A 26,397-nucleotide genomic window follows, 5' to 3' on the forward strand; every position below is an offset into this window, starting at 1 on the left:
GACCCCATGCCGATCGACCTGAACAGCGACCTGGGCGAGGGCTACGGCGCCTGGACCATGGGTGACGACGCCGCGATGCTGGACATCGTCAGTTCCGCCAACATCGCCTGCGGCTTTCACGCGGGCGATCCGGCGGGCCTGCTGGCGGTGCTGCGTCAGGCGGCGGCGCGGGGCGTCGCGGTGGGGGCGCATGTCAGCTATCCCGACCGCGTGGCCTTCGGACGGCGCAACATTGACGTGGCGCCCGACGACCTGACCGCCGACGTGATCTATCAGATCGGCGCGCTGTCCGGTCTGGCGCGGGCGGCGGGCACGCGGGTCACCTATGTGAAACCGCATGGCGCGCTCTACAACACCATCGCGGATGATGCGCGGCAGGCCGATGCGGTCATCGCGGGCGTCAGGGCCGTGGACCCGTCGCTGGTGCTGATGGGTCTGGCCGGGGCGCCCGTGCTGGGCCGGGCGCGCGCCGCGGGCCTGACCGTGGTGGCCGAGGCCTTTGCCGACCGCGCCTATACCGCCGCGGGCGCGCTGGTCTCGCGCCGGCAGAAGGGCGCGGTCCTGCACGACCCCGACCTGATCGCCGCGCGCATGCTGCGTCTGGCGACGGAGGGCGTGCTGGAGGCCGAGGATGGCAGCATCCTGTGCCTTGAGGCCGACAGCATCTGCGTGCATGGCGACAGCCCTGGCGCGGTGGCCATCGCCGCGCGGGTCCGCGACGCGCTGATCGCGGGCGGGGTCACCATCGCGCCCTTCGCCGGAGGTGGGGCATGACCCCGGCACAGGCGCGGCTGGCCGCGCGGCAGGGCGTGGTGCGCCCGACCTCGGGTCAGGCGCCGGGGTTTACCCAGTGCAACATGATCTCGCTGCCCCGCGATTGGGCCTGGGACTTCCTGCTGTTCGCGCAGAGGAACCCGAAACCCTGTCCGGTGCTGGACGTGACCGATCCGGGCAGCCATCGCACGGTCATGGCGCCTGACGCGGACCTGCGCACCGACATCCCCCTTTATCGCATCTGGCGCGACGGCGTCCTGACCGAGGAGGTCACCGACGCCACCGCCCACTGGGCGGAGCATCCCGATCTGGTGACCTTCCTGATCGGCTGTTCCTTCACCTTCGAAGGCGCGCTGATGGCGGCGGGCATTCCGGTGGCCCATGTCGACCGGTGCTGCAACGTGCCGATGTTCCTGACCGACCGCGAGTGCCGCCCGGCGGGGCGGATGTCGGGGCGGCTGGTTGTATCCATGCGCCCGATCCCCGCCGACCGCGTGGCCGAGGCCGCGATGATCTCGGGCCGCACCCCCGCCGTCCATGGCGCCCCGGTCCATGTGGGCCTGCCCGAGGCCCTGGGCATCGCGGACCTGCAGCGGCCCGATTTCGGCGATCCGGTGCCGGTCGGCCCGGGTCAGGTGCCGGTCTTCTGGGCCTGCGGAGTGACGCCGCAGGCGGCGGTCATGGCCTCGCGCCCGCCCTTTGCCATCACCCATGCGCCGGGGCACATGTTCGTCACCAACGTGCCCGAAACGCGGTGGCAGGCATGACCCGCATCCTGCCCATCGGGCCGCGCGCCTTTCTGGTCGAGCTGGCCGACCTGGACGCGACGCTGGCGCTGTTCGATGCGCTGGCGGCCGATCCCGTTGCGGGCGTGGCCGAGATCGTGCCCGCCGCCCGCACGCTGATGGTCACCACCGATCCCGGCGTGGAGGCCGATGCCGCACTGGCCCGCGCCGTGCTGGCCCGCCAGCCCGCCCCCGGCACCGCGCCTGCCCCCCGCGCGACCGAGACGGTCGAGATTCCCGTGACCTATGACGGCGAGGATCTGGCCGAGGTCGCGACCCTGATGGGCCTGACCGACGCCGAAGTGATCGCCGCCCATCAGTCCGCGACCTGGCAGGTGGCCTTCTGCGGCTTTGCGCCGGGCTTTGCCTACATGACCTGCGCGGATGCGAGCTTCGATCTGCCGCGCCGTCCCGCGCCGCGCACGAAGATCCCGGCAGGGTCGGTGGCGCTGGCGGGACGGTTCTGTGGCATCTATCCGCAGGCCAGCCCCGGCGGCTGGCAGCTGATCGGCCGCACCGAAGTGCCGATGTTCGACCTGACCCGCGACGTGCCCGCGCTGCTGCGCCCGGGCGTCCGGGCGCGCTTTGTGACCGGGTCCGCGCGCGTCCATCCCGTCGCGGTCCCCGAGCCTGCGCCTGTGACTGGACTGCGCGTGGTCCAGACCGCCTTCCCGATCCTGGTGCAGGATGCTGGGCGCATGGGGCAGGCGGGGCAGGGGGTCAGTGCCTCCGGCGCGCTGGACCTGGGCGCGCTGCGCCGCGCGAACCGCGCAGTGGGCAACCCCGCGGGGGAGGCCGCGCTGGAGATCACGCTCGGCCCCGTCCGCCTGCGGGCGGAGGTGGCGATGACCCTGGCCGTGACGGGTGCCGCGACGGCCCGCGTGCGCGGGCAGGCGCAACCCGTGGCCTTTGCGCTGGATGCGGGGGACGAGGTGACCATCGACCCGCCCGCAAGCGGCATGCGCAGCTATCTGGCGATCCGGGGCGGGTTCGACGTGGCCCCGGTGCTGGGCTCCTGCGCCACGGACACGCTGGCGCAGATCGGGCCCGCGCCGCTGATGGCGGGCGATGCGCTGGCCCCGGCAGACCGCGCGGCGGGGGCGGTGACCGATCCCGGTCCCGGCCCCGACCTGCCGCAGGCCGGAGAGATCGTGACCCTGCCCGTGACCCTTGGGCCGCGCACCGACTGGTTCGATGACGCGACCGTCCAGCGGTTCCTGGCGCAGGACTGGACGGTCACGCCCCAATCCTCGCGCGTGGGCATCCGCCTGTCGGGCGAGGCGCTGACCCGCGAGGACGCGCGGGAACTGCCAAGCGAGGGCACCGCGACTGGCGCCATCCAGGTGCCCCATTCCGGCCAGCCGGTGCTGTTTCTGGCCGACCACCCGCTGACCGGCGGCTATCCGGTCATCGCGACGCTGCACCCCTCGGCGCTGGATCTGGCGGGACAGCTGCCGCCCGGCACGCGCATCCGCTTTGCCGCCGACACGCCCTTTACCGCTATCGACCCGGAGGCCCATGATGTTTCGTGACACCCCCCTGACCCCGATCCGCCGCATCCTGATCGCCAATCGCGGAGAGATCGCCCTGCGCGTCATCCGGGCCTGCGCCGACGAGGGCATCGAATCGGTGGCGATCTATGCCGATCCCGACCACGATGCGCCCTTCGTGCGCGCGGCCGATCAGGCCTGGGCGCTGGAGGGGCATCGCCCCGCCGACACCTATCTGGATGCGGCCAAGGTGCTGGCCATCGCGGCCCGCGCTGAGGTCGACGCGATCCATCCGGGCTATGGCTTCCTGTCGGAGAATGCCGATTTCGCCCGCGCGGTGCAGGCTGCGGGCATCCTGTGGATCGGGCCCGACCCGGACGTGATCGACGCGCTTGGCGACAAGATCCGCGCGCGAGAGATCGCGCAGGCCGTGGGCGCGCCGCTGGTCGCGGGCAGCCCCGGCCCCATCGCCAGCGGGGCCGAAGCGCTGGCCTTTGCCCGCGAGCACGGCCTGCCTTTGGCGATCAAGGCGGCCTTCGGCGGCGGCGGACGCGGCATGCGCGTGGCCCGCGACCTGGACGAGGTCGAGGAGCTGTTCGACGCCGCCACCCGCGAGGCGGTCACCGCCTTCGGCCGCGGCGAATGCTATGTCGAGCAGTTCCTGGACCGCCCCCGCCATATCGAGGCGCAGGTGCTGGCCGACCGGCACGGCACGGTCAAGGTGCTGGGCACCCGCGACTGCTCGCTGCAGCGCCGCAACCAGAAGCTGGTCGAGGAGGCGCCCGCGCCTTACCTCTCCGACGATCAGCGCGCCCGCATCCATGACAGCGCCCGCGCGATCTGCGCCCATGCCGGCTACAGCGGCGCGGGCACGGTCGAGTTCCTGCTGTCGGCCAATGGCACGATCAGCTTCCTGGAGGTGAACACCCGCCTGCAGGTCGAACACCCCGTGACCGAGGAGACGACCGGCATCGACATCGTCCGCGCGATGATCCGCGTGGCGCAGGGCGCGCGCCTGATCGACGACGGCGTGCCCGCACCCATCGGCCACGCGATCGAGTTCCGCATCAATGCCGAGGACCCGGGCCGGGGCTTTCTGCCGACCCCTGGCCCGATCACGCTGTGGTCCGCGCCCGGCGGCATCGGCGTCCGGCTGGACAGCGGCGTCGAACAGGGCGGCCAGGTCGCGGGACAGTTCGATTCGATGATGGCCAAGCTGATCGTCACCGGCCCCGACCGCGCAACCGCCATCGCTCGCGCCCGCCGCGCGCTGCGCGAGTTCCGCATCGAGGGCGTGGCCTCCGTGTTGCCCTTCCACCGTGCGGTGCTGGAGGCGCCCGAGTTCACGGATGATTTCGCCGTCCACACGCGCTGGATCGAGACCGACTTCGCCGACCGCCTGGCAGCCGCCGTCCAACCCGCAGGCCGCGTGACCCCGGCCCCCGATCAGCCCATGCTGCGCCTGGCGATCGAGATCGACGGGCGGCGGCACGATCTGGCGATCCCGCAGGGGCTGCTGGCGGCGGGTATCCCCGCAGCCTCTGCGCCGGAGGTGGCTGCCGCCGATCCGGGCGACGTCACCGCGCCCGTCGCGGGCACCCTGTCGCTGTGGCAGGTCGAGGACGGTGCGACGGTCGAGGCGGGTCAGGTCATCGCGGTCATCGAGGCCATGAAAATGGAGACCCGGATCGAGGCCCCGCGCGCCGGACGCCTGACCCGTCTGGCCGCCGAGGGCGAGACGCTGGCCCATGCCGCCCCGGTCGCCCGCATCGAGGCCTGAGGCCCCGCGCCCTGTCGCAGCCGTGATCGGCTGCGACCGCATTGCCGATTGCCGCGCGCGGGTTCGCGCAGTAGCGCAGGAGGCATGACCGACCGCATCACCAGACCCATCGGCCCCGTCCTGATCCTTGACGACATCCGCGACGGGCGGATGCATCTCTCGGCCCTGTTCGTCATGCCGGGAGACGACGCCCCGGCCCCGATCGGCACGCCGGACGGGCCGGTCGCGCCGATCCTGCTGGACCGGACGGGGCAGGGGGCGGTCTGGCGCGCGCGCTTCGACCTGCCCGCCGATCGCGGCTCGGTCTATGACTGGGACGGGCAGCGCTTCGACGTGGCGGGCGACCTGACCGGGGACCTGCGCCTGGCCTTCGTGTCCTGCAACGGCGAGGAGGTGGGCGATCTGGACCGCGAGGGGTCGGAACGCAACGCCATGTGGTCCCGCCTGCGCGACGACCACCGCCGCGAGCCCTTCGCCCTGATGCTGCATGGCGGCGACCAGATCTATGCCGACGAGGTCACCCGCGGCCATCCGCTGAGCGACGGATGGCCCGACGATCTGCCCGACGCGCCTTCGGACGCGGCGCTGGCCGATCTGGCGCGGCACCTGCGCGAGGGGTTCTGGGCGCGCTATCTGGCGATCTATGCCGCGCCGGAACTGGCCTGGCTTGCGGCGCGCGTGCCCTCGCTGATGCAGTGGGACGATCACGACATCTGCGACGGGTGGGGCTCGCTGCGCCGCTCGCGCACCGAATCTGCCGTGGGCCGGACGCTGTTCGCCGAGGCGCGCGCCGCCTGCCTGCTGTTCCAGCACGCGGCGGTCGACGGCGACCTGCCGCCGCGCTTCGCCGATCCGGCCGGCGGGCATCTGGGCTGGCGGCTGCGCCTGCCGGGCCTGCGCATCCTGGCCCCGGACCTGCGGTCCGAGCGGCAGCGGCGGCGCATCATGGGGCCGGGGGGCTGGGCGATGATGCGCGACGAGGCCGCGCGTCCGGCTGCCGGGCACAGCCTGCTGATCTCCAGCGTGCCGCTTCTGGGTCCGCGCATGTCGCTGTTCGAGGCGGCGATGATCGCCATCCCGCGCATGCAGAAATACGAGGACGACCTGCGCGACCAGTGGCAGAGCCGCGCCCATCGCGACGAATGGCGGCGAATGCTGGTCGTGATGCGCGACATCGCCCAGGCCGACGGTCATGCGGTCACCGCCGTGTCGGGCGAGATCCACCTGGCGACGCGCGCCACGATGGACCTCGAGGGCGGGCGCCTGCTGCATCAGCTGGTCGCCTCGGGCATCGCGCATCGGGCGCCGCCCGCGGCCTGGGCGCGCACCCTGGGCGCGCTGTCGATCCTGGGCGAGGACCCGCTGCCCGGCCACCCGATCCGCATCCGCCCGCTGCCCGGCCAGCGCAGCCGCTATGTCGCGGAACGCAATTATCTGACGCTGACGCGGCGTGACGGGTCGTGGCAGGGCCGTTGGCATCTGGAGCGTTCGGGGGTGACCGAACCCCTGTCGCTGGACTGAGCGGACCTGCCCTTCAAGGCTATTTCCACACGTTGCGGTTGTTGCTAGACTGCATGGTGTGAAAGTTGTTCGTGTATGAGGTTCCGATGAAGCATCCGTTGGCCCATGGCTGGCCGGATCCCCTGCCTGTCCTGGCCCGCGCCGAGTTCACCGTCGACATGCTGCGCAACCTCTGCGTGGTGTTCGAGGCGGCCGTCGGCGACGACCCCCTGACGATCGAGCTCTGCGACCGCGGGGTCTGGGCGGTGATGCCCGACGGCCATCGCCTGTTCATCGGCCGCAGCCCGGGACCCCGGCCCCTCGACGCCTGACGGATTGCTTTTTGTCAGGCCGGTGGAACGGCTTGGCCTGCCGGTCATTGACCTCCGACGGCACTTCCGGGGGATGATCGACATGATGCACGGCGCGCGCGACCGCGACCGATGGGGGCCGGTGCGCGGCGACGGGGGGTGGCGCTTCCGTCTGTGGGCGCCATCCGCCGAACGGGTCGACCTGCTGCTGGACGGCCGGACCCTGCCGATGACCCGCGACGATGCCGGGTTCTGGACCGCCGATCATCCCGCGACGCCGCGTGCGCGCTATCTGTTCCGCGTGGACGGTCGGACGATGCCCGATCCGGCCAGCCGCCTGCAGGCGGGCGGCGTCTCGGATGCATCGGTCCTGCTGCAGCTGCCGGCGCCGCGCCCCTGGGCCGGGCGACCCTGGCATCAGGCGGTGATCTGTCAGCTGCATGTGGGCTGCTTCACGCCCGAGGGCACCTTCGCGGCGGCTCAGGCGCGGCTGCCGCGGCTGGCCGCGCTCGGCTTCACCGCGATCCAGCTGATGCCGGTGGGACAGTTTCCCGGTTCGCGGGGCTGGGGCTATGACGGGGTGCTGCCCTTCGCGCCCCATCCCGCCTATGGCAGTCCGGGTGATCTGCAGCGCCTTATCGCGGCGGCGCATGACTGCGGAATGATGGTGATCGTCGATCTGGTGATGAACCATTTCGGCCCCGAGGGGGCGTGGATGCACCATTCCGCGCCCGAGTTCTTCGACGCCGACCGGCACACGCCCTGGGGGGCCGCGATCGACTTCTCCCGTCCGGCGGTGCGGGCCTTCTGGACCGAGGCCGCGCTGCACTGGCTGCGCGACTATGGCGCGGACGGGCTGCGGCTGGATGCGGTCCACCAGATCGAGGGGCCGGGTGCTGCGGATTTCCTGACCGGGCTGGCCGCCGAGGTCGCGCGCCTGACCCCCCGCCGCCACCTGATCACCGAGGATGACAGCAACACCCCCGACCTGCGCGAGGCGGGCTATGACGCCAATCTCAACGACGACTTCCACCATGCCGTCCATGTCGCCCTGACCGGGGAATCGCACGACTATTATGCGCCCTTCGCGGTCGATCCGGTGGCGGATCTGGCGCTGGCGCTGCGGCGGGGGCAGGTGGAGCAGGGCCAGCCCCGCGCGGGGCGCGACCAGCCGCGCGGCAGGCCCTGCGACCACCTGCCCGGCACCGCCTTCGTCAATGCGATCCAGACCCATGACCAGATCGGCAACCGCGCCCTGGGCGAACGCCTGCTGAGCCTGGCGGACCCCGATGCGGTGCGGGTCGTCTATGCCCTGCTGCTGGTCGCGCCCTTTGTGCCGATGGTCTTCATGGGAGAGGAGCGCGGCGAGACCGCACCCTTCCTGTTCTTCGCCGATTACGACGGCGATCTGGCTCAGGCCGTCCGCGACGGCCGTGCCGCCGAGTTTTCCTGGGAGGACGCCGATCCGCCCGATCCGCTGGACCCCGCGACCATGGAGCGATCCAAGCTGGGTTGGGCCGAGGATGCCCGCGCCCGCGACTGGATGGACCTGACCCGCCGGGCGCTGGCCTTTCGCGCGGCCCATGTCGCCCCCCTGATGGCGCAGGGCCGGCCCGAGGCCAGCGTGACCCGCGACGGCCCGGGCCTGATCCGTGCCCTGTGGCGCTTTCCGGGCGGTGGCGCGCTGGCCCTGTCTCTGGTGCTGGACCAGCCCGATCCCGCCCTGCTGCCCGATCCCGACCTAAGCGTCGGCGCATCCGGCGACCGTTACCGTCTGACCGTGAAGGCCCTTGCATGATCCCGACCATCCCGACCATCCCGACTGCCACCTGCCGCATCCAGCTGCGCGACGGGGTGGATTTCGCCGCCCTGACCGCGCGGCTGGACCAGATCGCCGCGACCGGCGTCTCGCACCTGTATCTGTCGCCGATCTTTGCCGCGACCGAGGGCTCGACCCACGGATATGACATCACCGACCCGACGCGGATCGATCCGGCCCTGGGCGGGCGGGCGGGCTTCGACGCGCTGGCGGAGGCGGCCTCGGCGCGGGGTCTGGGCATCATCCTGGATATCGTGCCGAACCACACGGCCTTCTCGGTCCAAAATCCGTGGCTGGCCTCGGTGCTGCGCGACGGGCGGGGCAGCGGCCATGCGCGCCATTTCGACATCGACTGGCAGGCCGGTCCGCTGGTCCTGCCCTGGCTGGAGGAGCCGTTCGAGACGATGCTGACCGACGGCGCCTTCCGCGTCGCGGACGGGCATTGGCATGTCGGCGATCTGGCGATCCCGCTGGCGCCGGGCAGCGATGCCAGCGACGACCTGCGCGCGGTCCACGAGGCGCAGCACTGGCGGCTGGCCCATGCGACGCGGCAGCGCGACGGGATCACCCATCGCCGGTTCTTCAACGTCACCGACCTGATCGGCATGCGGGTCGAGGACGGCACCGTCTTCGACGACACGCATGCGCTGATCCTGGAGCTGGTCCGGTTGGGTCGGGTGCAGGGGCTGCGCGTCGATCACGTCGACGGGCTGGCCGATCCGGCGGGCTATCTGGAGCGTCTGGCCGAGGCGCTGCCCGGCACCCCGGTCTGGGTCGAGAAGATCCTGACCGGAGACGAGCCCCTGCGCCCCTCCTGGCGCAGCGTCGGCACCACCGGATACGAGGCCGGGCGCCTGATCACCCGCATGCTGACCCCCGCCGAGGGGCTGGCCGCGCTGGACCACGCCTGGCGGCAGGCCACCGGTCCGGCCGAGCCCTTTGCCGAGGCGCTGCGCGCGGCCAAGCACGACGTCCTGGACAACGAGCTGGCGGCCGAGCGGCGGCAGCTGGCGCGGATGGCCGGCATCGCCCTGGCCCCGGTGGATGCGGTCGATCCCGGCCCCGAGGCGCTGCGCGAGGCGGTGACGGCGCTACTGGTCGCGATGCCCCGCTATCGCACCTATGTCACCGAGGCGGGCGCGGATGCCGACGACCGCGCGCTGATCGCGACGGTGGCGGACCGGGCCGCGGCGGACCTGCGCGACGACGCGGTCCTGCGCGCGCTGGCCGCCCTCTGGGCACAGCCCGAGAATGCCGCGCAGCTGGCCTTTGCGGTGCGGTTCCAACAGGTCTCGGGGGCGCTGCTGGCCAAGGCGCAGGAGGATACCGCGGGCTTCCGCTGGACCCGCTTCCTGCCCGCCAACGAGGTCGGCGCGGAACCCGACGAGGCCACGATCACCGCCGCCGGGGCCACGCGCGCCATGGCCGCGCGGCGGCCAGGCGACATGGTGCTGACCTCCTCGCATGACAGCAAGCGGTCCGAGGACGCGCGCGCGCGCATGATTGCCGCCGCCCATCTGCCCGACGATCTGGCCGCGCTGGACCGCGCCGCCGCCGCCCTGCCCGAGGCGCGCGAGATCCCGCCGCGCTGGCGCTGGTACATGGTGCAGACCGCCCTGGCCATGTGCGACGCGCCCGAGGCCGCCGACCGCCTGGCCGCCCATGTCGAGAAGGCCATGCGCGAGGCCAAGGAGACCAGCTTCTGGACCCGCCCCGATGAGGACGCCGAAGCGCGCTTGGCCGATCTGGGCCGGGCGCTGCTGGACGGCTGGCAGGCCGCGCGGCCCGATGCGCTGACGCGGCTGCTGTGGCGGGGCGACGCGCTGATGCTGGCGCAGCTGCTGATCAAGGCGGTCATGCCCGGCTTTCCCGACCTCTATCAGGGCACGCAGGACCGGTTCCTGGCCCTGACCGATCCCGACAACCGCCGCCCCGTGGACTGGGACGCGCAGGCCACCGCCGCGGGGCGCGACGATGCGGGGGGCGTCAAGGCCCGCTGGACGCCGATCCTGATGCGCCTGCGTCGCGAACGGGCGGGCTTCCTGGAGTGCGCCGACTGCACCGTGCGGATGGATGCGGGCGGGCTGTCGCTGCTGCGGCGGGCCGACGGGCGGCATCTGGGCGTGAGGCTGGACCTGCCCGGCGGATCGGCAGGCCAGCCGCAGGGACAGGCGATCCTGCACTGGACCGGGCCGGACGGCTGCCGCATCTGCCTGACGGAAGGGCAGGGGCCGACACGCGACGATTGATTTTTGACGCGCGGCGGAACAACCGTCGGTCGCAGCGGTTCGACAGCGTCACACCGGAAGCGGTGGCCACATGGCCATGCCCCCGGTCAAACCCATCAAGGACGTCGCCGTGTTCCCTGACCTGCCCTCGCAGCCCCGCCGCACCGATCACGCCCCGCCCGCCGCCCGCCCGGATGCGGCCGTGCTGCTGCTGGCGGGCGGCAGGGGCACGCGCCTGCACGATCTGACCGAACGCGACAGCAAGCCCGCCGTGGCCTTTGCCGGATCGAACCGCATCATCGACTTCGCCATGGCCAATGCGGTCCGCGCGGGACTGCGCCGGATGCTGGTCGCCACGCAATATGCGCCCCGCAGCCTGCACCGCCACCTGCCCGAGCGGTGGGGCGGCCATTTCCCCGAACGGGGGCTGATGCTCTGCGACGGGCAGGACCGGTTCATGGGCACGGCCGACGCCGCGCGCCAGACCTGGACCGCGCTGGAGGCGATGGGCGGGCGGCACATCCTGGTCCTGGCGGCGGACCATGTCTACGACATGGATTATGGCGCGCTGCTGGCCGCGCATCGGGCCTCGGGGGCGGCGGTGACCGTCGCCGTCGACACGGTGCCGCGGGCCGAGGCGCGGGGCTTTGGGGTGATGCAGGCCGATGCGTCGGGCCGCATCCTGTCCTTTGCGGAAAAGCCCGCCGACCCGGCCGCCATGCCCGGCGATCCGACGCGTGCGATGATTTCCATGGGCATCTATGTCTGCGACCGCGACTGGCTGCGCGAGGCGCTGTTCGACCGCCCGACCGAGGCGATGGATTTCGGCCATGATGTCATCCCCGATGCCGTGGCCCAGGGTGTCGCCGCCGCCTGGCGCATGCCCGCCGGCCCGTCGGGGCAGGCCTATTGGCGCGATGTCGGCACGCTGGACGCGCTGCGCCGCGCGCAGCTGGACTTCGTGGCGGCAGAGCCCGCGCGCCTGCCCTTCGCCTGCCCGGCCTCGGACTGGTATCTGGGGCGCGGCAGCATCGCCATGCCCGGCTCGACCGTTCCCGTCAGCGCGCGCCTGACCTGCACCATCGTCGCCCCGGGAACCCAGATCCCGCCGGGCCTGGTGACCGGAGAGGACGCGACCCAGGACGCGCGCTGGTTTACGCGCACGCCCTCCGGGACCGTCCTCATCACCCAATCCATGCTGGATCGCCGCGCGGCCCATGCGCAGATCCGCCGTTCCGTCACCCCCCCTCCCGTCAGAAACCGAGGCCTTCATGCGTGATCTTTCCCCCCCTGCCTTCGATGCCAGCCAAGCGCGCTCGGACATCCTGGGCGCCGAATTCCTGGGCGAGGGGACGAATTTTGCATTGTTCTCGGACCATGCCACCAAGGTGGAGCTGTGCCTGTTCACCGAGGACGGCCAGACCGAGACGCACCGCCTGCCCCTGCCGCTGATGGAGGGGGGCATCTGGCACGGCTACCTGCCCGGCATCATGCCGGGACAGGTCTACGGCTATCGCGTGCACGGGCCCTATGCCCCCGAGGAGGGGCATCGCTTCAACCCCAACAAGCTGCTGCTGGACCCCTATGCGCGCGCCCTGTGCGGCGAGATCATCTGGGACGACGCGCTGCACGGCTATGTCGTGGGCGAGGATGACCTGAGCTTCGACGAACGCGACAGCGCGCCCTTCATGCCCAAGGGCGTCGTGGTGGACAGCCAGTTCGATTGGGACAGCGACCGCGCCCTGCGCACGCCCTGGCCGCAGACGGTGATCTACGAGGCGCATGTGAAGGGCGTCACCATGCAGCATCCGGACATCCCGGAGGATCTGCGCGGCACGTTCCGCGGCCTGGCCAGCGACGCGGTGATCGACCACCTGAAGGCCACCGGCGTGACCGCGATCGAGCTGCTGCCGATCCACGCCTTCGCCAACGACCGCTATCTGGTGGAGAAGGACCTGTCGAACTACTGGGGCTATTCGACCCTGTCCTTCTTCGCGCCGCAGGGCCCCTACCTGAAATCGGGTCAGATCCAGGAGGTCAAGGAGGCCGTCCGCCGCTTCCACAAGGCCGGGATCGAGGTCATCCTGGACGTGGTCTTCAACCATACCTGCGAAGGGTCGGAACTGGGTCAGACCCTGTCCTTCCGCGGCATCGACAATGCCAGCTACTATCTGCTGGCCGATGACAGGCGCCACAGCTTCGACACCACCGGCACCGGCAACACGCTGAACGTGGCGCATCCGATGGTGCTGCGCATGGTCATGGATTCGCTGCGCTACTGGGTGCAGGTGATGCATGTGGACGGGTTCCGCTTCGACCTGGCCTCGACGCTCGGGCGCGAGGCCAGCGGGTTCGAACGCGACGGCGCCTTCTTCAACGCGATCCGCCAGGACCCGGTCCTGTCCGGCGTCAAGCTGATCGCCGAGCCGTGGGACATCGGCGAGGGCGGCTATCAGGTCGGCGGATACCGCTGGCCCTTCCGGGAATGGAACGACAAGTTCCGCGACGACACGCGCGGCTTCTGGCGGCGCGATCCCGGCCTGCTGGGGGCGATGGCAGAGCGCCTGTCCGGATCGCCGGTGCAATTCGACCACAGCAACCGTCCCGCGACCAGCTCGGTCAACTTCGTGGCCGCCCATGACGGGTTCAGCCTGTGGGACACGGTCAGCTTTGCGGAAAAGCACAACGACGCCAATGGCGAGGATGGCCGCGACGGGCATGACCACAACATCTCGGACAATCTAGGCGCCGAGGGGCCGACGGATGATGCGGGCATCCTGACCGCCCGCGTCCGCCGCGTGCGGGCCATGCTGGCCACGGTGCTGCTGTCGCAGGGCGTGCCGATGATCCTGGCGGGGGATGAGCTTGGCAATTCGCAGGACGGCAACAACAACGCCTATTGCCAGGACAACCCCATCAGCTGGCTGGACTGGACCGCCGCGCGCCCCGAGATCCGCGACGCGGTGGCGGCGCTGGCCGCCTTCCGCAAGGAGTTCGGGCTGGCGCGCAGCCGCTTTGCCGGGGCCGATGCCGGACCGGAGATCGCGTGGCTGCATCCGCGTGGCGGCGCAATGGAGGAGGGTGACTGGTCGGATGCCGAACTGCGCATCCTGGGTCAGCAGCTGACCGGGGATGACGGCCCGGACGTGCTGATCGTACTGAATGCGGGCGACGCCGGAGAGTTCGCCCTGCCCGAGGGGGACTGGCATCTGCGCATCGACACGGCCCGCGACCGGGTCGAGTGCGATGAGACCGTCAGCGGCGTCCTGCCGTTGGACTGGCAGAGCGTCGTCGCCCTGACACGCAACTGAGCGAGGATCGTTTCCGTGGACGGAGGAGGAGAGATGACCGAGATGCACCGTTTCGACCGCATCCGCACCCGTGCGCTGATGCTTTGGGAGAGCGAGGGCTGTCCCGATGGCCGGGAGGCCGAGTTCTGGGACCGCGCGGTGGCCGAGCTGTCGCGCGGTCCCAAGGGCAAGAGGATGCTCAACGATCTTGTCGATTGTTGAGCACGGGGGTATTCAATAGTCTGACCGACTGTTGAGCACGCCATGCACCATCATTCCGCCCTGGCCCATGCGGCCTATCACGATCTGCTGCGATCCCTCCGCGACGAGGGGCTCAGGGACCTGCGTGGCACGCCCACGCTGATCCGCAGGCAGGGGCGTGGATACTGGTACGACAGCTTTCGCGTCGGCACGCAGGTCCGCAAGCGCTATCTGGGGGAGGACGGCCCCGACATGGCTGCGCGCATGCAGGCGCTGCGCGAGGACAGGGCTCCCGCCGAACAGCGGCGCCGCGACCGCGCGCGGCTGGTGCGCCTGTTGCGGGCCGAGGGGTTTCTGGGTCTGGATCCGACCAGCGGCAGCCTGATGGCGGCGCTGGCGGCGGCGGGGGTGTTCCGGCTTGGCGGCACCATCGTCGGCACGCATGCCTTTCGCCTGTACGAGGGCGAGCTGAACCTGGCCCTGTCACTGGAGCAGACGGCGCAGACCGACGATCTGGACATCGCCAGCTTCGAGCGCCTGTCGCTGGCGCTGGAGGATGCGGCGGCGCCACCGGTGCAGCAGGTCCTGGCGGATTTCGACTTTGCGCCCGCGCCCAGCCTGGAGCCGGGCCGCACATGGCGCTGGCGGCAGACGCAGGGCACCGCGCTGGTCGAGTTCCTGACGCCCGCCTTCGGTGCGGAAGGGCTGCGGGACCTGCCGGCGCTCGGGGTGCAGGCGCAGGCGCTGCGGCACCTGAACTATCTGATCGCAAAGCCGATCCCGGCGGCGATCCCCTATCGCAGCGGGGTCCTGGTGCAGATCCCGCGCCCCGAACGCTTTGCCATCCACAAGCTGATCCTGGCCGAGCGGCGGCAGGGCGCGGACCGGCTGAAGGCAGCCAAGGACCGCGCGCAGGCCGCCTGCCTGATCGAGGTGCTGGCCCGCGACCGCCCCGAGGACCTGGCCGAGGCGCATGAGGACGCGCTGTCGCGCGGCCCGCGCTGGCGCGAGCGCATCGCGGCTAGCCTGTCGCGCCTGCCCGACACGGCGCGGCTTCTGTCCGCGCTCAGCCCTTGATGCCGCCCGCGGTCAGGCCCGACACCACGCGCTCCTGGAACAGCACGATGAGGATGGCGACCGGCACGATGCCCACCACCAGCGCCGCCGAGATCACCGGCCAAGGAAAGGCGAACTCTCCCTGATAGAGCTGGATGCCGACGGGCAGGGTGCGCAGGCCGGGGTTCGAGTTGAAGGACAGCGCCAGCAGGAACTCGTCCCAGGCATTGACGAAGGCCAGGATGCCCGCCGTGAAGACGCCGGGCGCGGACAGCGGCACGACCACCTTGAACAGCGCGCCGATCCGCGTGCAGCCATCGATCATGGCGGCGTTTTCCAGGTCGCGGGGGATGTTCTCGAAGAAGGACACCAGGATCAGCGTGCAGACCGGCAGCGACAGCACGGTGTAGGGCAGCACCAGCGCCGTCCAGCTGTTCAGCAGCGACAGGGCGCGCATCGTCTCGAACAGCGGTACCAGCAGCGTGACCAGCGGAAAGGTCGAGACCGCGATGATCGCCGACAGGATCAGCCCGCGATGGCGCAGGTTCAGCCGCGCGATGGCATAGGCGGCCAGCACCGACACGAACAGCGTCAGCATCGTGGACAGGATAGCGACCATGAAGCTGTTGAACAGGAACAGGTGCAGCGGCTGGTCCGAGAACGCGGTGACGTAATTGGCCAGCGTCGGGTCATGCGGCACCCAGGTGATGGGCCGCGCGGTCAGCTCGGCCTCGGTCTTGAGCGAGGTGAACAGGATCCACAGCGCCGGGAACAGCCCGTTGATCAGCAGGATCGCGGCCACGATCAGGCGCAGGGCCGCGCCGGAGAGCAGGGAGGGGGCAGGCGTGGCGGTCATGGCTCAGCCTTTCATGCGGATCATGCGCAGGTAGACGACCGTCACCAGCATCGACAGCAGGAACATCACCACCGCCAGCGCCGAGCCGTAGCCCAGGTCCAGGAAGGACACCGTGTTCATGTGGATGTACATGGCCAGCGTCGCGGTCGAGCCGCCCGGTCCCCCGGCGGTCATCGTGTAGGGGATGTCGAAGGTCTGCAGCGCGGTGATCGTGCGGAAGATCAGCGCGACGATGATCGACGGCTTCAGGAGCGGCAGCGTGATCTCGAAGAACTCGCGGACCTTGCCCGCACCGTCCACGTCGGCCGCCTCGTAGAGCGAGCGCGGGATCGTCTGCAGCCCGGCCAGGATGATCAGCGCCATGAAGGAGGAGGTCTTCCAGATGATCGTGAGGCAGATTGCGGCCATCGCCCAGCCCGGAGAGTTGAACCAGATCACCGGCTGAAGGCCCAGCCTGACCAGCACGTCGTTCACGACCCCGTACTCCGAATGGAAGAACCACGCGAAGATCAGGCCCGCGAAGGCCAAGGGCAGCGCCCATGGGATCAGCAGCGACAGGCGCACCGGCCATTTGCGGCGGAAGGGCAGGTTGGCCATCAGCGCCATCGCCAGCCCCATCACCAGCGCGCCGGGCACGGTGACGACGGTGATCAGCATCGTGTTGCGGAAGGTGGTCCAGAAGGTCGGGTCCTCCAGGATCAGGGCGAAGTTCTCCAGCCCCACGAAGCGGGCGGGCAGGCCCGAGGTCAGCGACAGGTCGAACAGGCTGGTGTAGAGCAGCCGCAGCACCGGATAGACGACGATCAGCAGCACCAGCAGCACCAGCGGCGCCAAGAGCATCGCCGCCAGGCTGCGGTCGCCGGGATCGGTCAGCCACGAGAACCGGGCCTTGCGGGGCGTGGACATCATCGCCTCTCCTGGTTGGGACGGGAGCGACCGGCGGCGGGGCGCCGGTCGCGGGAGGTCAGCGCAGGACGCGCGTCAGCCGGGCGCCGATCTCGGCCACGCCGTCGGCGGGGGCGGTCACGCCGGACATCACCGCGTTGAAGGTCGTGCGGATCGTCTCGCTGACCTCGGCATAGCGGGGGGTGACGGGGCGGGGGCGCGCGGTCTCCAGGACCGGCAGCGCGTCCGCGAACCACGGCACGGCGGCCAGCACCTCGGGGTCCTCGAAGACCTGCGGGAAGGCGGGCATCAGCGCGCCGTTGATCGCGGCATATTCGGCGACCTCAGGGCTGGAGAGGTACTTGATCAGCGCCTCGGCCTCGTCGGGATGCTCGGAGAAGGCCGAGACGGCCCATTGCCAGCCGCCCAGGCAGGTCACCTGCTCGCCACCCTCCATCGCGGGCAGGCGCGCGACGCCGACCTTGCCCGCGACCTCGGATTCGTCGCCCTGCGCCTGTGCCCAGGCATAGGACCAGTTCACCGCGAAGACCGCATCGCCCGCCTGGAACTCGCGCCGGGTGTCGTCGGTGGCGACCTCCGAGATGTTGGCCTTGGCGGTGCCGTCATCGGCAAAGCCCTTCCACAGCGCCATCGACGCAGTCGCGGCCTCCTCGTCCAGCGTCAGGCGGCCGTCCTCGACCAGGTTGCGGCCCTGGCTCCAGTAGGGCAGCAGGAAGGTGCAGACCGCCCCCTCGATCGCCTTGGCCTGGAAGCTGAGGCCCTGCAGGTCGCCGTCGCCCTCGCCCTCCAGCACGGTGCGGGCGGCTGTGCGCAGCTCCTCCCAGGTGGTCGGCACCGACAGGCCGTATTTCTCCAGCAGGTCGGTGCGGTAATAGAGGAACATCGCGTCAGAGAAGGCGGGCAGCGCCACGACCTGGCCGTCCACGGTGTTCGCCTCGGCATAGGCGGGCAGATAGGCGGCCATGTCCACGTCGTCGATCGGCACCGACCAGCCCGCGGCCGCGAACTGCGCCGGGCGCACCACGTCCAGGATGACCACGTCCAGCGTGCTGTCGCTGGCCGACATCACGGTGTTCAGGTACTGGCTCTGGGCCTCGGAGGTGTTGCCGCCGGTCTCGATCGTGACGGTGACGCCGGGGGTCTGCTCCTGATAGCGGTCCAGCACCGCGCGCCACATCTCGGGCTGGTGCTGGCTGGAGATGAAGATGTTCAGCTCGACCTCCGCCATGGCGGCGGCGGGCAGCAGCAGCGCGCCCGAAGTCAGCAGCGCGGTCAGCGTCGTCGTTTTCATGTGGTCCTCCCTCGTGGTCCTGTTGCCCGGCGGCCCGCGCTCAGCGCAGCGCCTGCTCGGTCCGGGCGTCGAAAAGATGCAGATCGCCGGGCGCGATGCTCAGCGCGATGCGGCTGCCGGTCTGCGGATGGGTCTTTGGGTCCAGCCGCGCGGTCAGCACCGCGTCGCCGATGCCCACATGGGCCAGCGTGTCGGCGCCCAGGGGCTCGACCACCTGGACCGTGGCGGCAAAGTCGACGCCCGCCCCGTGGCCGGCGCGGATGTGCTCGGGGCGCAGGCCGATGATGACCTCCTGCCCCTCGGCGGGGACGCCCGCGACCTGGCGCAGGTCCAGCGTGACGCCGTCCGCGCAGCGGGCCTGACCGGCCTCGATCCGGCCGCGCAGGAAGTTCATCGCGGGCGCGCCGATGAAGCCGCCGACGAACACGCTGGCGGGGCTGTTGTAGACCTGGTCCGGGGTGCCCACCTGTTCGATCACGCCGCCGCGCAGGATGACGATGCGGTCGGCCAGGGTCATCGCCTCGACCTGGTCATGGGTGACATAGAGGATGGTGGTGCGCAGCGCCTGGTGCAGCTTCTTGATCTCGGTGCGGACCTGGCCGCGCAGCTGCGCATCCAGGTTCGACAGCGGCTCGTCGAACAGGAAGACCTGCGGCCGGCGCACGATCGCGCGCCCCATCGCCACGCGCTGCCGCTGGCCGCCCGACAGCTGTCCGGGGCGGCGGTCCAGCAGATGGCCGATGCCCAGCATCGCGGCCACCTCCTCGATCAGCCGGTCGGCCTCGGCACGCGGCACGCCGCGGACCTTCAGGCTGAAGCCCAGGTTCTCGCGCACCGTCTTGTGCGGATAGAGCGCATAGTCCTGAAAGACCATCGCGATGTCGCGCTGGCGCGGCTGCAGGTCGTTCACGACCGTGTCGCCGATGCGGACCTCGCCCGAGGTGATGGATTCCAGCCCCGCCAGCATCCGCAGCGTCGTCGACTTGCCGCAGCCTGACGGCCCGACCAGCACCACGAATTCGCCATCCGCGATCTCGAGGTCCAGGTCCTTCACGATCCGAAGCGACCCGTAGCTCTTGTTCAGCTTTCGGAAACTGACCGCCCCCATAAGGCTGACCCCCCTTGTCTTCCCGTCGTCTTCCCGTCCCTGGCGCATCCTCCTGCGCCCGGATCGTCGGATGGTAGCGGCGCGGTCGGGCGACCGCAAGCATTGTCCGACAGGCCCCGTCAGGCTAAAATTGTTCTAAATCAATTTGCTAAACCGCTCGTTCCTGCCCGTTTCGCGCAGGCGGCGGATCGCGGCGCGGTCCTGTCCGGCGCCGCGGGCAGTTGTCGCGCGGGCCGGGATGCGGCAGAACCGCCCCATCCCGCAGGAAGGACGCCCCATGCAGACCCCGCCTTGCCCCCTGGCGCTGGCCCGCGCGCTGGAGCTGACCGCGCCCGGCTTCATCATCACCGTCTACGGCGACGTGGTCGTGCCGCGCGGCGAGGTGCTGTGGATGGGCAGCCTTCTGGACATCTGCGCCCGCGTGGGCTTCGGAGAGAACCAGGTGCGCACGGCGGTCTCGCGGCTGGTCGCGTCGGGTCGGCTCAGCGGAGAGCGGCAGGGGCGGCGCAGCTTCTATCGGCTGGCCGATGCCGCGCGGGCCGAGTTCGGGCGCGCCACCGCCCTGCTCTATGCCGCCGCGCCGCCGCCGCAGGGCTGGCTGCTGCTGGCGCTGGACGAAGTGCCCGACGATCTGCGCCGCGCCCATCACCTGGCCCCGGTGGGCGGCGCCTGCTGGCTGGCGCCCGACCGGGGCGCGCTGCCCCCCGGGGCGCGGGTGGTGATGCGGGTGCGCGACGACCGGGACGTGCCGGGCATCGCCGCGTTCTGGGACCTGGACGCCGTCGCCGCACGCTATGACCGGATGATCGCCTGGCTGGGTCCGGTGGCGGCGGGCGATCCCGCGCCGGGCGACGCGCTGACGCTGCGGCTGCTGCTGGTCCATGCCTATCGGGCGGCGGTGCTGCGCGATCCGTTCCTGCCGCCCGCCCTGCTGCCCGGCGACTGGTCCGGCGCGCGGGCGCGGGCGCTGTTCCGCGACCTCTACCTGCGTCTGACCCCGGATGCCGAGGCGGGCATCGCCCAGTTGCAGGATGCCACAGGCCCTCTGCCGACCCGGACGCCGGACAGCATGGGCAGGATCGCCCTGCTGCGCTGAGCCGCCGTCAAAACATTACATCATCGCGAATAAAACTGTTTGACGTGTAATGTTTTGGTGCTATCCCTGTTCCGAGGGGTGGGAGAATCCGTGCGCGCATGGACCGTCCCGCGGGAAATGGGTCGAGGATCACGATCATGCAGGACGCCTTCATCTGCGACGCGGTGCGCACGCCCATCGGGCGCTATGGCGGTGCCCTGGCGCAGATCCGCGCGGACGATCTGGCGGCCCTGCCGCTGCGCGCGCTGATGGAGCGCAATCCGGGCGTGGACTGGTCGGCGGTGGATGACCTGATCTTCGGCTGCGCCAACCAGGCCGGAGAGGACAACCGCAACGTGGGCCGCATGGCCGTGCTGCTGGCGGGGATGCCGGTCGGCGTGCCGGGCACCACGGTGAACCGCCTCTGCGGCTCGGGGATGGATGCGGTCGGCATGGCCGCGCGCGCCATCCGCTCGGGCGATTGCGATTTCGTCATCGCGGGCGGGGTCGAGAGCATGACCCGCGCGCCCTTCGTGATGCCCAAGGCGGAGGGCGCGTTCTCGCGCGCCAATGCGGTCTTCGACACCACCATCGGCTGGCGCTTCGTGAACCCGGCGATGAAGGCGCGCTTCGGCGTGGACAGCATGCCCCAGACTGCCGACAACGTCGCCGCCGATTACGGCATCAGCCGCGCCGATCAGGACGCCTTCGCCGCGCGCTCGCAGGCGCGGTGGGCCGAGGCGCAGCAGGCGGGCGTCTTTGCCGACGAGATCGTGCCGGTCCATGTCCCGCAGAAGAAGGGCGATCCGCTGGTCGTCGATACCGACGAACACCCGCGCCCCGGCACCACGGCCGAACAGCTGGCCCGCCTGAAGGGCGTAAACGGCCCCGACCTGTCGGTGACGGCGGGCAATGCGTCGGGCGTGAACGACGGGGCGGCGGCGCTGGCGATCCTGTCGGGCGAGGCCGCCCGCGCGCAGGGCCTGACGCCCCGCGCCCGCATCGTGGCCATGGCCGCCGTGGGGGTCGAGCCGCGCATCATGGGCATCGGTCCCGCGCCCGCCGCGCGCAAGGTCCTGGCCCGCGCGGGCCTGACGCTGGACCAGATGGACGTGATCGAGCTGAACGAGGCCTTTGCCGCCCAGGCCCTGGCCACGCTGCGCGATCTGGGCCTGCCGGACGACGCGGCCCATGTGAACCCCAATGGCGGCGCGATCGCGCTTGGGCACCCCCTGGGGATGTCGGGCGCGCGTCTGGTCACGACCGCCATGCATCAGCTGCACCGCAGCGGTGGCCGCTATGCGCTCTGCGCCATGTGCGTGGGCGTGGGGCAGGGCATCGCCATCATCATCGAACGGGTCTGAGAAGGAACGCTTGCCATGTATGCCCAGCTTGTCACGACCGAAGGCGGCGCCCCGCGCGAGGGGATGTCGGATCAGGAACGCGCCTTTCAGGAGCGCATCGACCGGGGCGAGAAGATCGAGCCCAAGGAATGGATGCCCGAGGGCTATCGCAAGACGCTGATCCGCCAGATCGGCCAGCACGCCCATAGCGAGATCGTGGGCCAGCTGCCCGAGGGCAACTGGATCACCCGCGCCCCCACGCTGGAGCGCAAGGCGATCCTCTTGGCCAAGGTCCAGGACGAGGCGGGGCACGGCCTCTACCTCTATTCCGCGGCCGAGACGCTCGGCGTCAGCCGGGACGAGCTGCTGGAGGCGCTGCATTCCGGAAAGATGAAATATTCCAGCATCTTCAACTATCCGACCCTGACTTGGGCTGACATGGGCGCGGTGGGCTGGCTGGTCGACGGGGCCGCGATCATGAACCAGGTGCCGCTGCAGCGCACCAGCTATGGCCCCTATTCACGCGCGATGATCCGCATCTGCAAGGAGGAGTCCTTCCACCAGCGGCAGGGCTACGACATCATGATGAAGATGTGCGCGGGCACGCCCGAGCAGAAGGCCATGGCCCAGGATGCGCTGAACCGGTTCTGGTATCCGGCGCTGATGATGTTCGGGCCCTCGGACAAGGATTCCGTCCATTCCGAACGGTCGATGGCCTGGAAGATCAAGATGAACACCAATGACGAGCTGCGCCAGAAGTTCGTCGACCAGACCGTCCCGCAGGCCCAGTACCTGGGCCTGACCGTGCCCGACCCGGACCTGACGTGGAACGAGGAGAAGGGCGGCCATGACTTCAGCGAGCCGGACTGGTCCGAGTTCTATGCCGTGATCTCGGGCAACGGGCCCTGCAACGCCGAACGGCTTGGCGCGCGCGTCAAGGCCTGGGAGGACGGGGCCTGGTTCCGCGAGGGGCTGATGGCCCATGCCGACAAGGCCCGCGCCCGCCGCACCGCCGCCGAATAAATCTCCGGCGGGCCGCGCGCCCGCCGCCTGCCAGATCTGAGGGAGAGAACCCATGTCCAGCGAATGGCCCCTTTGGGAGGTCTTCATCCGCGGCCAGCACGGCCTGAACCACCGCCATGTGGGCAGCCTGCACGCCCCCGACGCCGAGATGGCGATCCGCAACGCGCGCGACGTCTATACCCGCCGGAACGAGGGCGTGTCGATCTGGGTCGTGCCGTCCAGTTCGATCACCGCGTCCAGCCCGTCCGAGAAGGGGCCGCTGTTCGATCCGGCGAACGACAAGGTCTATCGCCATCCGACCTTCTTCGACATCCCCGCCGAGATCGGACATATGTGATGCCGTCCCTGCCCGATGTGATGACCCCCGCGATCGAGACCCTGGCCCCCGCCGGTGCGCCCAACCCCGCCCCGCAGGAGGCCAACCGCGACGCGCTGGTCGAATGGCTTCTCAGGACCGGCGACAACGCCCTGATCCTGGGGCAGCGCCTGTCGGAATGGTGCGGCCACGGCCCCGCGCTGGAGGAGGACATCGCGCTGGCCAACCAGGCGCTGGACCTGATCGGGCAGTGCCGGCTGTGGCTGGGCCTGGCCGCCGAGGTCGAGGGCCGCGGCCGCGGCGCCGACGACCTGGCGTTCCTGCGCGACGCGGGCGCGTTCCGCAACCTGCTGCTGGTCGAGCGTCCGAACGGTGATTTCGGCCACACCCTGATGCGGCAGTTCCTGTTCGACGCCTTTCATCTGGAGATGTTGGAGGCGGCGCGGGCGTCCACCGACCCGCGCATCGCCGAGATCGCGGCCAAAGCCTGGAAGGAGGCCGCCTATCATCTGGAACGCTCGGCCGATCTGGTGGTGCGGCTTGGCGATGGCAGCGCGGAAAGCCATGACCGGATGCAGGCGGCGCTGACCGCGCTGTGGTCCTTCACCGGAGAGATGTTCACCGATGACGACCATGACCGCGGCTTGGCCGATGCCGGGGTCATGCCCCTGCCGTCCAGCCTGCGCCCGGCCTGGGACCGCACCGTCGCGCAGGTGCTGGAGGAGGCCACCCTGACCCATCCGGGCGATGTCTGGCAGCAGGGCACCACCGGCATGGGCGGCGGCAAGCGCGGCGTGCACAGCGAGCATCTGGGCCATCTGCTGGCGCAGATGCAGTTCCTGCAGCGCGCCTATCCCGGTGCGCGCTGGTGACACGGGTGGCGGTCGATACGGGCCAAGTCGATACGGGCCAGATCTGGGACTGGCTGTCCCATGTGCCGGACCCGGAGATCCCGGTGATCTCGCTGACCGATCTGGGCATCATCCGCGACGTGGCCTGGGAGGGCGAGACGCTGGTGGTGACCGTGACGCCGACCTATTCCGGCTGCCCCGCCACCGGCGTCATCAACCTGGACATCGATGCCGCGCTGCGCGCCCGCGGCATCGAGCGGCTGGAGCTGCGCCGCCGGCTGTCGCCCCCATGGACGACCGACTGGATCACCCCCGAGGGCCGCGAGAAGCTGCGCGCCTATGGCATCGCGCCGCCCATCGACGGGACGGCGGCGGACGGGCGGCTGGCCGGGCGCATCGCGCGGCTGGCGGGCGCATCGAACCTGACCGTCGCCTGCCCGCGCTGCGGATCGAACGCCACCGAACGGCTGAGCCAGTCCGGCTCGACCCCCTGCAAGGCCAGCTGGCGCTGCACCGACTGCCTGGAACCCTTCGACTATTTCAAATGCATCTGAGGAACGCCCCATGGCCCGCTTCCACCCCCTGACGGTCACCGAGGTCCGGCGCGAGACGCGGGACGCGGTGGTCGTGACCCTGGCCCCGCGCCCCGAGGACCGGGCCCTGTTCGACTTCACCCAAGGCCAATATCTGACCTTCCGCCGCGATTTCGACGGAGAGGAGCTGCGCCGCAGCTACTCCATCTGCGCGGGTCTGGACGAGGGCTGCCTGCGCGTGGGCATCAAGCGCGTCGATGGCGGGGCCTTCTCGACCTGGGCCAACGAGAACCTGGCGCCGGGCGAGCTGATCGAGGCGATGCCGCCGATGGGCCGCTTCTTCACCGCGCTGGAGGCCGGGGCGGCGCGGCACTATCTGGGCTTTGCGGGCGGATCGGGGATCACGCCGCTCTTGTCGATCATCAAGACGGTGCTGGCGCGCGAGCCGCGGTCGCGCTTCACGCTGGTCTATGCCAACCGCCAGATCAGCTCGATCATGTTCCGCGAGGAGCTGGAGGACCTGAAGAACCTCCATCTGGGCCGCCTGTCGGTGATCCATGTGCTGGAGCAGGAGGGGCAGGAGATCGACCTGTTCACCGGGCGCATCGACGCGCGGAAGATGGACGACCTGTTCCGGGCCTGGATCGACCCGAAATCCGTGGACATGGCCTTCATCTGCGGTCCCGAGCCGATGATGCTGGCCATCGCCGCCAGCCTGCGCGACCACGGCCTGGACGACGCGCAGATCAAGTTCGAACTGTTCGCCAGCGGCCAGCCGGGCCGCGCCCGCGCGCCCGCCGTCTCCGCGCAGGCGGTGGCGCCGGGGGCCGGTACGCAGGCCAGCGTGATGCTGGACGGTACGGTGCGGCATTTCGAGATGCCGCGGCAGGGGCAGTCCATCCTGGACGCGGCCCTGTCGGCGAACCTGGACGCGCCCTATTCCTGCAAGGCGGGCGTCTGTTCCACCTGCCGCTGCAAGGTGCTGGAGGGCGAGGTCGAGATGGCCGTGAACCACGCGCTGGAGGACTACGAGGTGCGGGCGGGCTATGTCCTGTCCTGCCAGGCCTTCCCGGTCAGCGAGCGGGTGGTGGTCAGCTATGACGAATGACGCGATGGCGCTGGAGGACTATCTGGCGCAGGGCGGCCGGCTGACCGCGCCCGGCAACGTGCCCGCCCGCTATCGCGGCGAGCTGCTGCGGCTGATGGGGTCGTTCGTGGACAGCGAACTGGCCGCATCGGCGGGCTTCGCGGGCGTCATCAACGCGGCACCCGGCATCACCGAACGCATCGCTGCCTGCCGGATCACGCTGGAAAAGGCCGATCACGCGGAACGCGTGCTGGCCGTGATGGCCGATTTCGGCACCGACACCGCCCGCTATCAGCGCCAGCATGACTGGGCCGCCCGCCTGCCGCGCGATGCCGATCCGCGTCAGGCGCGGCAGTCGGGCGACATGCGGCTGTCGGTCTTTCACCATCCGCTGACGGGCTGGACCGATGCGGTGGTGATGAACGTGCTGCAGGGCCTGGCCACGGGCGTGCAGATGACCGAGCTGACGCGACTGTCCTACAGCCCGCTGGCCGACACGTTCCGCCAGATCGCCCCGCGCGAGGCGCGCCATGCCCAGCTGGGCCTGAACGGGCTGGCGCGGCTGGTCCAGAGCGACCCCGAGGGGGTGCGCGCCAGCGTCGATTACTGGATGGGGCGCGTGGCGGCGGGCTTTGGCGTGGCGGGTTCGGACCGCTTCGACCGGCTGGCGGCGATGGGCCTGCGCCATCGCACGAACGAGGCGCTCTGCGCCGAATGGCGGACGCTGGCCGCCGCGAAACTGGCCGGACTGGGCCTTTGACGACCAAGGAAGAC

24 protein-coding genes are annotated in these 26,397 nt (G+C 70.7%); 20 read left to right on the forward strand and 4 right to left on the reverse strand.

The annotated features are described in order from the left end of the window. The first annotated feature begins 6 nt into the window (after positions 1–6). The 12 genes from AACG61_RS18775 (at position 7) to AACG61_RS18830 (ending at position 15,255) form a co-directional block, all read left to right on the forward strand. Positions 7–774: a LamB/YcsF family protein gene (locus AACG61_RS18775; protein WP_411840280.1), complete on the forward strand. Its 768-nt coding sequence runs from the start codon at positions 7–9 to the stop codon at positions 772–774. Continuing rightward, positions 771–1,541: a putative hydro-lyase gene (locus AACG61_RS18780; protein WP_411840281.1), complete on the forward strand. Its 771-nt coding sequence runs from the start codon at positions 771–773 to the stop codon at positions 1,539–1,541. Before AACG61_RS18775 ends, AACG61_RS18780 begins: the two co-directional genes overlap by 4 nt. Further along, positions 1,538–3,091, forward strand: a complete 1,554-nt coding sequence (locus AACG61_RS18785; RefSeq protein ID WP_411840282.1) for a 5-oxoprolinase/urea amidolyase family protein — start codon at positions 1,538–1,540, stop codon at positions 3,089–3,091. The genes AACG61_RS18780 and AACG61_RS18785 overlap by 4 nt, the downstream gene beginning before the upstream one ends. Next, a complete protein-coding gene (locus tag AACG61_RS18790; RefSeq protein WP_411840283.1) occupies positions 3,078–4,829 on the forward strand; it encodes an acetyl/propionyl/methylcrotonyl-CoA carboxylase subunit alpha in 1,752 nt (583 codons plus the stop codon). Before AACG61_RS18785 ends, AACG61_RS18790 begins: the two co-directional genes overlap by 14 nt. Positions 4,830–4,913: 84 nt before the next feature. Continuing rightward, positions 4,914–6,350: an alkaline phosphatase D family protein gene (locus AACG61_RS18795; RefSeq protein WP_411840284.1), complete on the forward strand. Its 1,437-nt coding sequence runs from the start codon at positions 4,914–4,916 to the stop codon at positions 6,348–6,350. Positions 6,351–6,436: 86 nt separating this feature from the next. After that, positions 6,437–6,661: a hypothetical protein gene (locus tag AACG61_RS18800; protein ID WP_411840285.1), complete on the forward strand. Its 225-nt coding sequence runs from the start codon at positions 6,437–6,439 to the stop codon at positions 6,659–6,661. Between the two features lie 73 nt (positions 6,662–6,734). Further along, positions 6,735–8,438, forward strand: a complete 1,704-nt coding sequence (gene treZ / locus AACG61_RS18805; RefSeq protein WP_411840286.1) for a malto-oligosyltrehalose trehalohydrolase — start codon at positions 6,735–6,737, stop codon at positions 8,436–8,438. Next, the gene (gene treY / locus AACG61_RS18810) at positions 8,435–10,708 is read left to right on the forward strand and encodes a malto-oligosyltrehalose synthase (protein ID WP_411840287.1); all 2,274 of its coding nucleotides are present in this window, start codon (positions 8,435–8,437) and stop codon (positions 10,706–10,708) included. The genes treZ and treY overlap by 4 nt, the downstream gene beginning before the upstream one ends. Before the next feature lie 109 nt (positions 10,709–10,817). Further along, the gene (locus tag AACG61_RS18815; protein WP_411840288.1) at positions 10,818–11,966 is read left to right on the forward strand and encodes a sugar phosphate nucleotidyltransferase; all 1,149 of its coding nucleotides are present in this window, start codon (positions 10,818–10,820) and stop codon (positions 11,964–11,966) included. Continuing rightward, a complete protein-coding gene (gene glgX / locus AACG61_RS18820) occupies positions 11,905–13,998 on the forward strand; it encodes a glycogen debranching protein GlgX (RefSeq protein WP_411840289.1) in 2,094 nt (697 codons plus the stop codon). Before AACG61_RS18815 ends, glgX begins: the two co-directional genes overlap by 62 nt. 33 nt (positions 13,999–14,031) lie before the next feature. Then, positions 14,032–14,199, forward strand: a complete 168-nt coding sequence (locus AACG61_RS18825; RefSeq protein ID WP_411840290.1) for a DUF2934 domain-containing protein — start codon at positions 14,032–14,034, stop codon at positions 14,197–14,199. Between the two features lie 42 nt (positions 14,200–14,241). Next, complete coding sequence (locus tag AACG61_RS18830; RefSeq protein ID WP_411840291.1) at positions 14,242–15,255, forward strand: GSU2403 family nucleotidyltransferase fold protein; 1,014 nt, start codon at positions 14,242–14,244, stop codon at positions 15,253–15,255. On the opposite strand, the gene AACG61_RS18835 is transcribed toward AACG61_RS18830, so the two are convergent. Genes AACG61_RS18835 through AACG61_RS18850 form a run of 4 tightly spaced genes read right to left on the reverse strand, consistent with a single transcriptional unit; the run spans position 15,245 to position 19,395 of the window. Further along, positions 15,245–16,090, reverse strand: coding sequence for a carbohydrate ABC transporter permease (locus AACG61_RS18835; protein ID WP_411840292.1), 846 nt, complete (start codon positions 16,088–16,090; stop codon positions 15,245–15,247). The genes AACG61_RS18830 and AACG61_RS18835 overlap by 11 nt on opposite strands. Positions 16,091–16,093: 3 nt before the next feature. After that, entirely contained in the window at positions 16,094–16,999 is a 906-nt protein-coding gene (locus AACG61_RS18840; protein ID WP_411840293.1) for a carbohydrate ABC transporter permease, read from the reverse strand. Positions 17,000–17,054: 55 nt separating this feature from the next. Further along, positions 17,055–18,287, reverse strand: coding sequence for an ABC transporter substrate-binding protein (locus AACG61_RS18845; RefSeq protein WP_411840294.1), 1,233 nt, complete (start codon positions 18,285–18,287; stop codon positions 17,055–17,057). 40 nt (positions 18,288–18,327) lie between these two features. Next, positions 18,328–19,395, reverse strand: a complete 1,068-nt coding sequence (locus AACG61_RS18850; protein WP_411840295.1) for an ABC transporter ATP-binding protein — start codon at positions 19,393–19,395, stop codon at positions 18,328–18,330. 277 nt (positions 19,396–19,672) lie between these two features. Here AACG61_RS18850 and AACG61_RS18855 point away from each other — a divergent pair, with 277 nt between their 5' ends. The 8 genes from AACG61_RS18855 to AACG61_RS18890 all read left to right on the forward strand — a co-directional run bounded on the left by AACG61_RS18855 (position 19,673) and on the right by AACG61_RS18890 (position 26,383). Continuing rightward, positions 19,673–20,491 (forward strand): PaaX family transcriptional regulator C-terminal domain-containing protein, encoded by an 819-nt coding sequence (locus AACG61_RS18855; RefSeq protein ID WP_411840296.1) that lies wholly within the window; start codon positions 19,673–19,675, stop codon positions 20,489–20,491. Positions 20,492–20,628: 137 nt separating this feature from the next. Beyond that, positions 20,629–21,834: a 3-oxoadipyl-CoA thiolase gene (pcaF, locus tag AACG61_RS18860; RefSeq protein ID WP_411840297.1), complete on the forward strand. Its 1,206-nt coding sequence runs from the start codon at positions 20,629–20,631 to the stop codon at positions 21,832–21,834. A 15-nt stretch (positions 21,835–21,849) separates the two neighbouring features. Then, positions 21,850–22,836, forward strand: a complete 987-nt coding sequence (gene paaA, locus AACG61_RS18865) for a 1,2-phenylacetyl-CoA epoxidase subunit PaaA (protein WP_411840298.1) — start codon at positions 21,850–21,852, stop codon at positions 22,834–22,836. A gap of 52 nt (positions 22,837–22,888) precedes the next feature. Next, positions 22,889–23,173 (forward strand): 1,2-phenylacetyl-CoA epoxidase subunit PaaB, encoded by a 285-nt coding sequence (gene paaB, locus AACG61_RS18870; protein ID WP_411840299.1) that lies wholly within the window; start codon positions 22,889–22,891, stop codon positions 23,171–23,173. Positions 23,174–23,193: 20 nt separating this feature from the next. Next, positions 23,194–24,024: a 1,2-phenylacetyl-CoA epoxidase subunit PaaC gene (paaC, locus tag AACG61_RS18875; protein ID WP_411840300.1), complete on the forward strand. Its 831-nt coding sequence runs from the start codon at positions 23,194–23,196 to the stop codon at positions 24,022–24,024. Further along, positions 24,021–24,557 (forward strand): 1,2-phenylacetyl-CoA epoxidase subunit PaaD, encoded by a 537-nt coding sequence (paaD, locus tag AACG61_RS18880; protein ID WP_411840301.1) that lies wholly within the window; start codon positions 24,021–24,023, stop codon positions 24,555–24,557. Before paaC ends, paaD begins: the two co-directional genes overlap by 4 nt. A gap of 10 nt (positions 24,558–24,567) precedes the next feature. After that, positions 24,568–25,644 (forward strand): 1,2-phenylacetyl-CoA epoxidase subunit PaaE, encoded by a 1,077-nt coding sequence (gene paaE / locus AACG61_RS18885; protein WP_411840302.1) that lies wholly within the window; start codon positions 24,568–24,570, stop codon positions 25,642–25,644. Next, positions 25,634–26,383, forward strand: coding sequence for a Phenylacetic acid catabolic protein (locus AACG61_RS18890; RefSeq protein ID WP_411840303.1), 750 nt, complete (start codon positions 25,634–25,636; stop codon positions 26,381–26,383). The genes paaE and AACG61_RS18890 overlap by 11 nt, the downstream gene beginning before the upstream one ends. Positions 26,384–26,397 lie beyond the last annotated feature (14 nt).

The organism is Paracoccus sp. ME4, from assembly GCF_046736325.1.
GTDB lineage: Bacteria > Pseudomonadota > Alphaproteobacteria > Rhodobacterales > Rhodobacteraceae > Paracoccus.

Bases quoted from the DNA above. Each gene is read 5' to 3' on its own strand.
- AACG61_RS18825 (WP_411840290.1), top strand. From the start codon at position 14,032: ATGACCGAGATGCACCGTTTCGACCGCATCCGCACCCGTGCGCTGATG.
- AACG61_RS18835 (WP_411840292.1), bottom strand. From the start codon at position 16,090: ATGACCGCCACGCCTGCCCCCTCCCTGCTCTCCGGCGCGGCCCTGCGC.
- AACG61_RS18845 (WP_411840294.1), bottom strand. From the start codon at position 18,287: ATGAAAACGACGACGCTGACCGCGCTGCTGACTTCGGGCGCGCTGCTG.
- AACG61_RS18890 (WP_411840303.1), top strand. From the start codon at position 25,634: ATGACGAATGACGCGATGGCGCTGGAGGACTATCTGGCGCAGGGCGGC.
- paaA (WP_411840298.1), top strand. From the start codon at position 21,850: ATGTATGCCCAGCTTGTCACGACCGAAGGCGGCGCCCCGCGCGAGGGG.
- AACG61_RS18830 (WP_411840291.1), top strand. From the start codon at position 14,242: ATGCACCATCATTCCGCCCTGGCCCATGCGGCCTATCACGATCTGCTG.
- AACG61_RS18850 (WP_411840295.1), bottom strand. From the start codon at position 19,395: ATGGGGGCGGTCAGTTTCCGAAAGCTGAACAAGAGCTACGGGTCGCTT.
- AACG61_RS18840 (WP_411840293.1), bottom strand. From the start codon at position 16,999: ATGATGTCCACGCCCCGCAAGGCCCGGTTCTCGTGGCTGACCGATCCC.
- AACG61_RS18775 (WP_411840280.1), top strand. From the start codon at position 7: ATGCCGATCGACCTGAACAGCGACCTGGGCGAGGGCTACGGCGCCTGG.
- glgX (WP_411840289.1), top strand. From the start codon at position 11,905: ATGCGCAGATCCGCCGTTCCGTCACCCCCCCTCCCGTCAGAAACCGAG.
- AACG61_RS18795 (WP_411840284.1), top strand. From the start codon at position 4,914: ATGACCGACCGCATCACCAGACCCATCGGCCCCGTCCTGATCCTTGAC.
- paaC (WP_411840300.1), top strand. From the start codon at position 23,194: ATGACCCCCGCGATCGAGACCCTGGCCCCCGCCGGTGCGCCCAACCCC.
- treZ (WP_411840286.1), top strand. From the start codon at position 6,735: ATGATCGACATGATGCACGGCGCGCGCGACCGCGACCGATGGGGGCCG.
- treY (WP_411840287.1), top strand. From the start codon at position 8,435: ATGATCCCGACCATCCCGACCATCCCGACTGCCACCTGCCGCATCCAG.
- AACG61_RS18790 (WP_411840283.1), top strand. From the start codon at position 3,078: ATGATGTTTCGTGACACCCCCCTGACCCCGATCCGCCGCATCCTGATC.
- paaE (WP_411840302.1), top strand. From the start codon at position 24,568: ATGGCCCGCTTCCACCCCCTGACGGTCACCGAGGTCCGGCGCGAGACG.
- AACG61_RS18855 (WP_411840296.1), top strand. From the start codon at position 19,673: ATGCAGACCCCGCCTTGCCCCCTGGCGCTGGCCCGCGCGCTGGAGCTG.
- AACG61_RS18780 (WP_411840281.1), top strand. From the start codon at position 771: ATGACCCCGGCACAGGCGCGGCTGGCCGCGCGGCAGGGCGTGGTGCGC.
- AACG61_RS18800 (WP_411840285.1), top strand. From the start codon at position 6,437: ATGAAGCATCCGTTGGCCCATGGCTGGCCGGATCCCCTGCCTGTCCTG.
- pcaF (WP_411840297.1), top strand. From the start codon at position 20,629: ATGCAGGACGCCTTCATCTGCGACGCGGTGCGCACGCCCATCGGGCGC.
- paaB (WP_411840299.1), top strand. From the start codon at position 22,889: ATGTCCAGCGAATGGCCCCTTTGGGAGGTCTTCATCCGCGGCCAGCAC.
- AACG61_RS18785 (WP_411840282.1), top strand. From the start codon at position 1,538: ATGACCCGCATCCTGCCCATCGGGCCGCGCGCCTTTCTGGTCGAGCTG.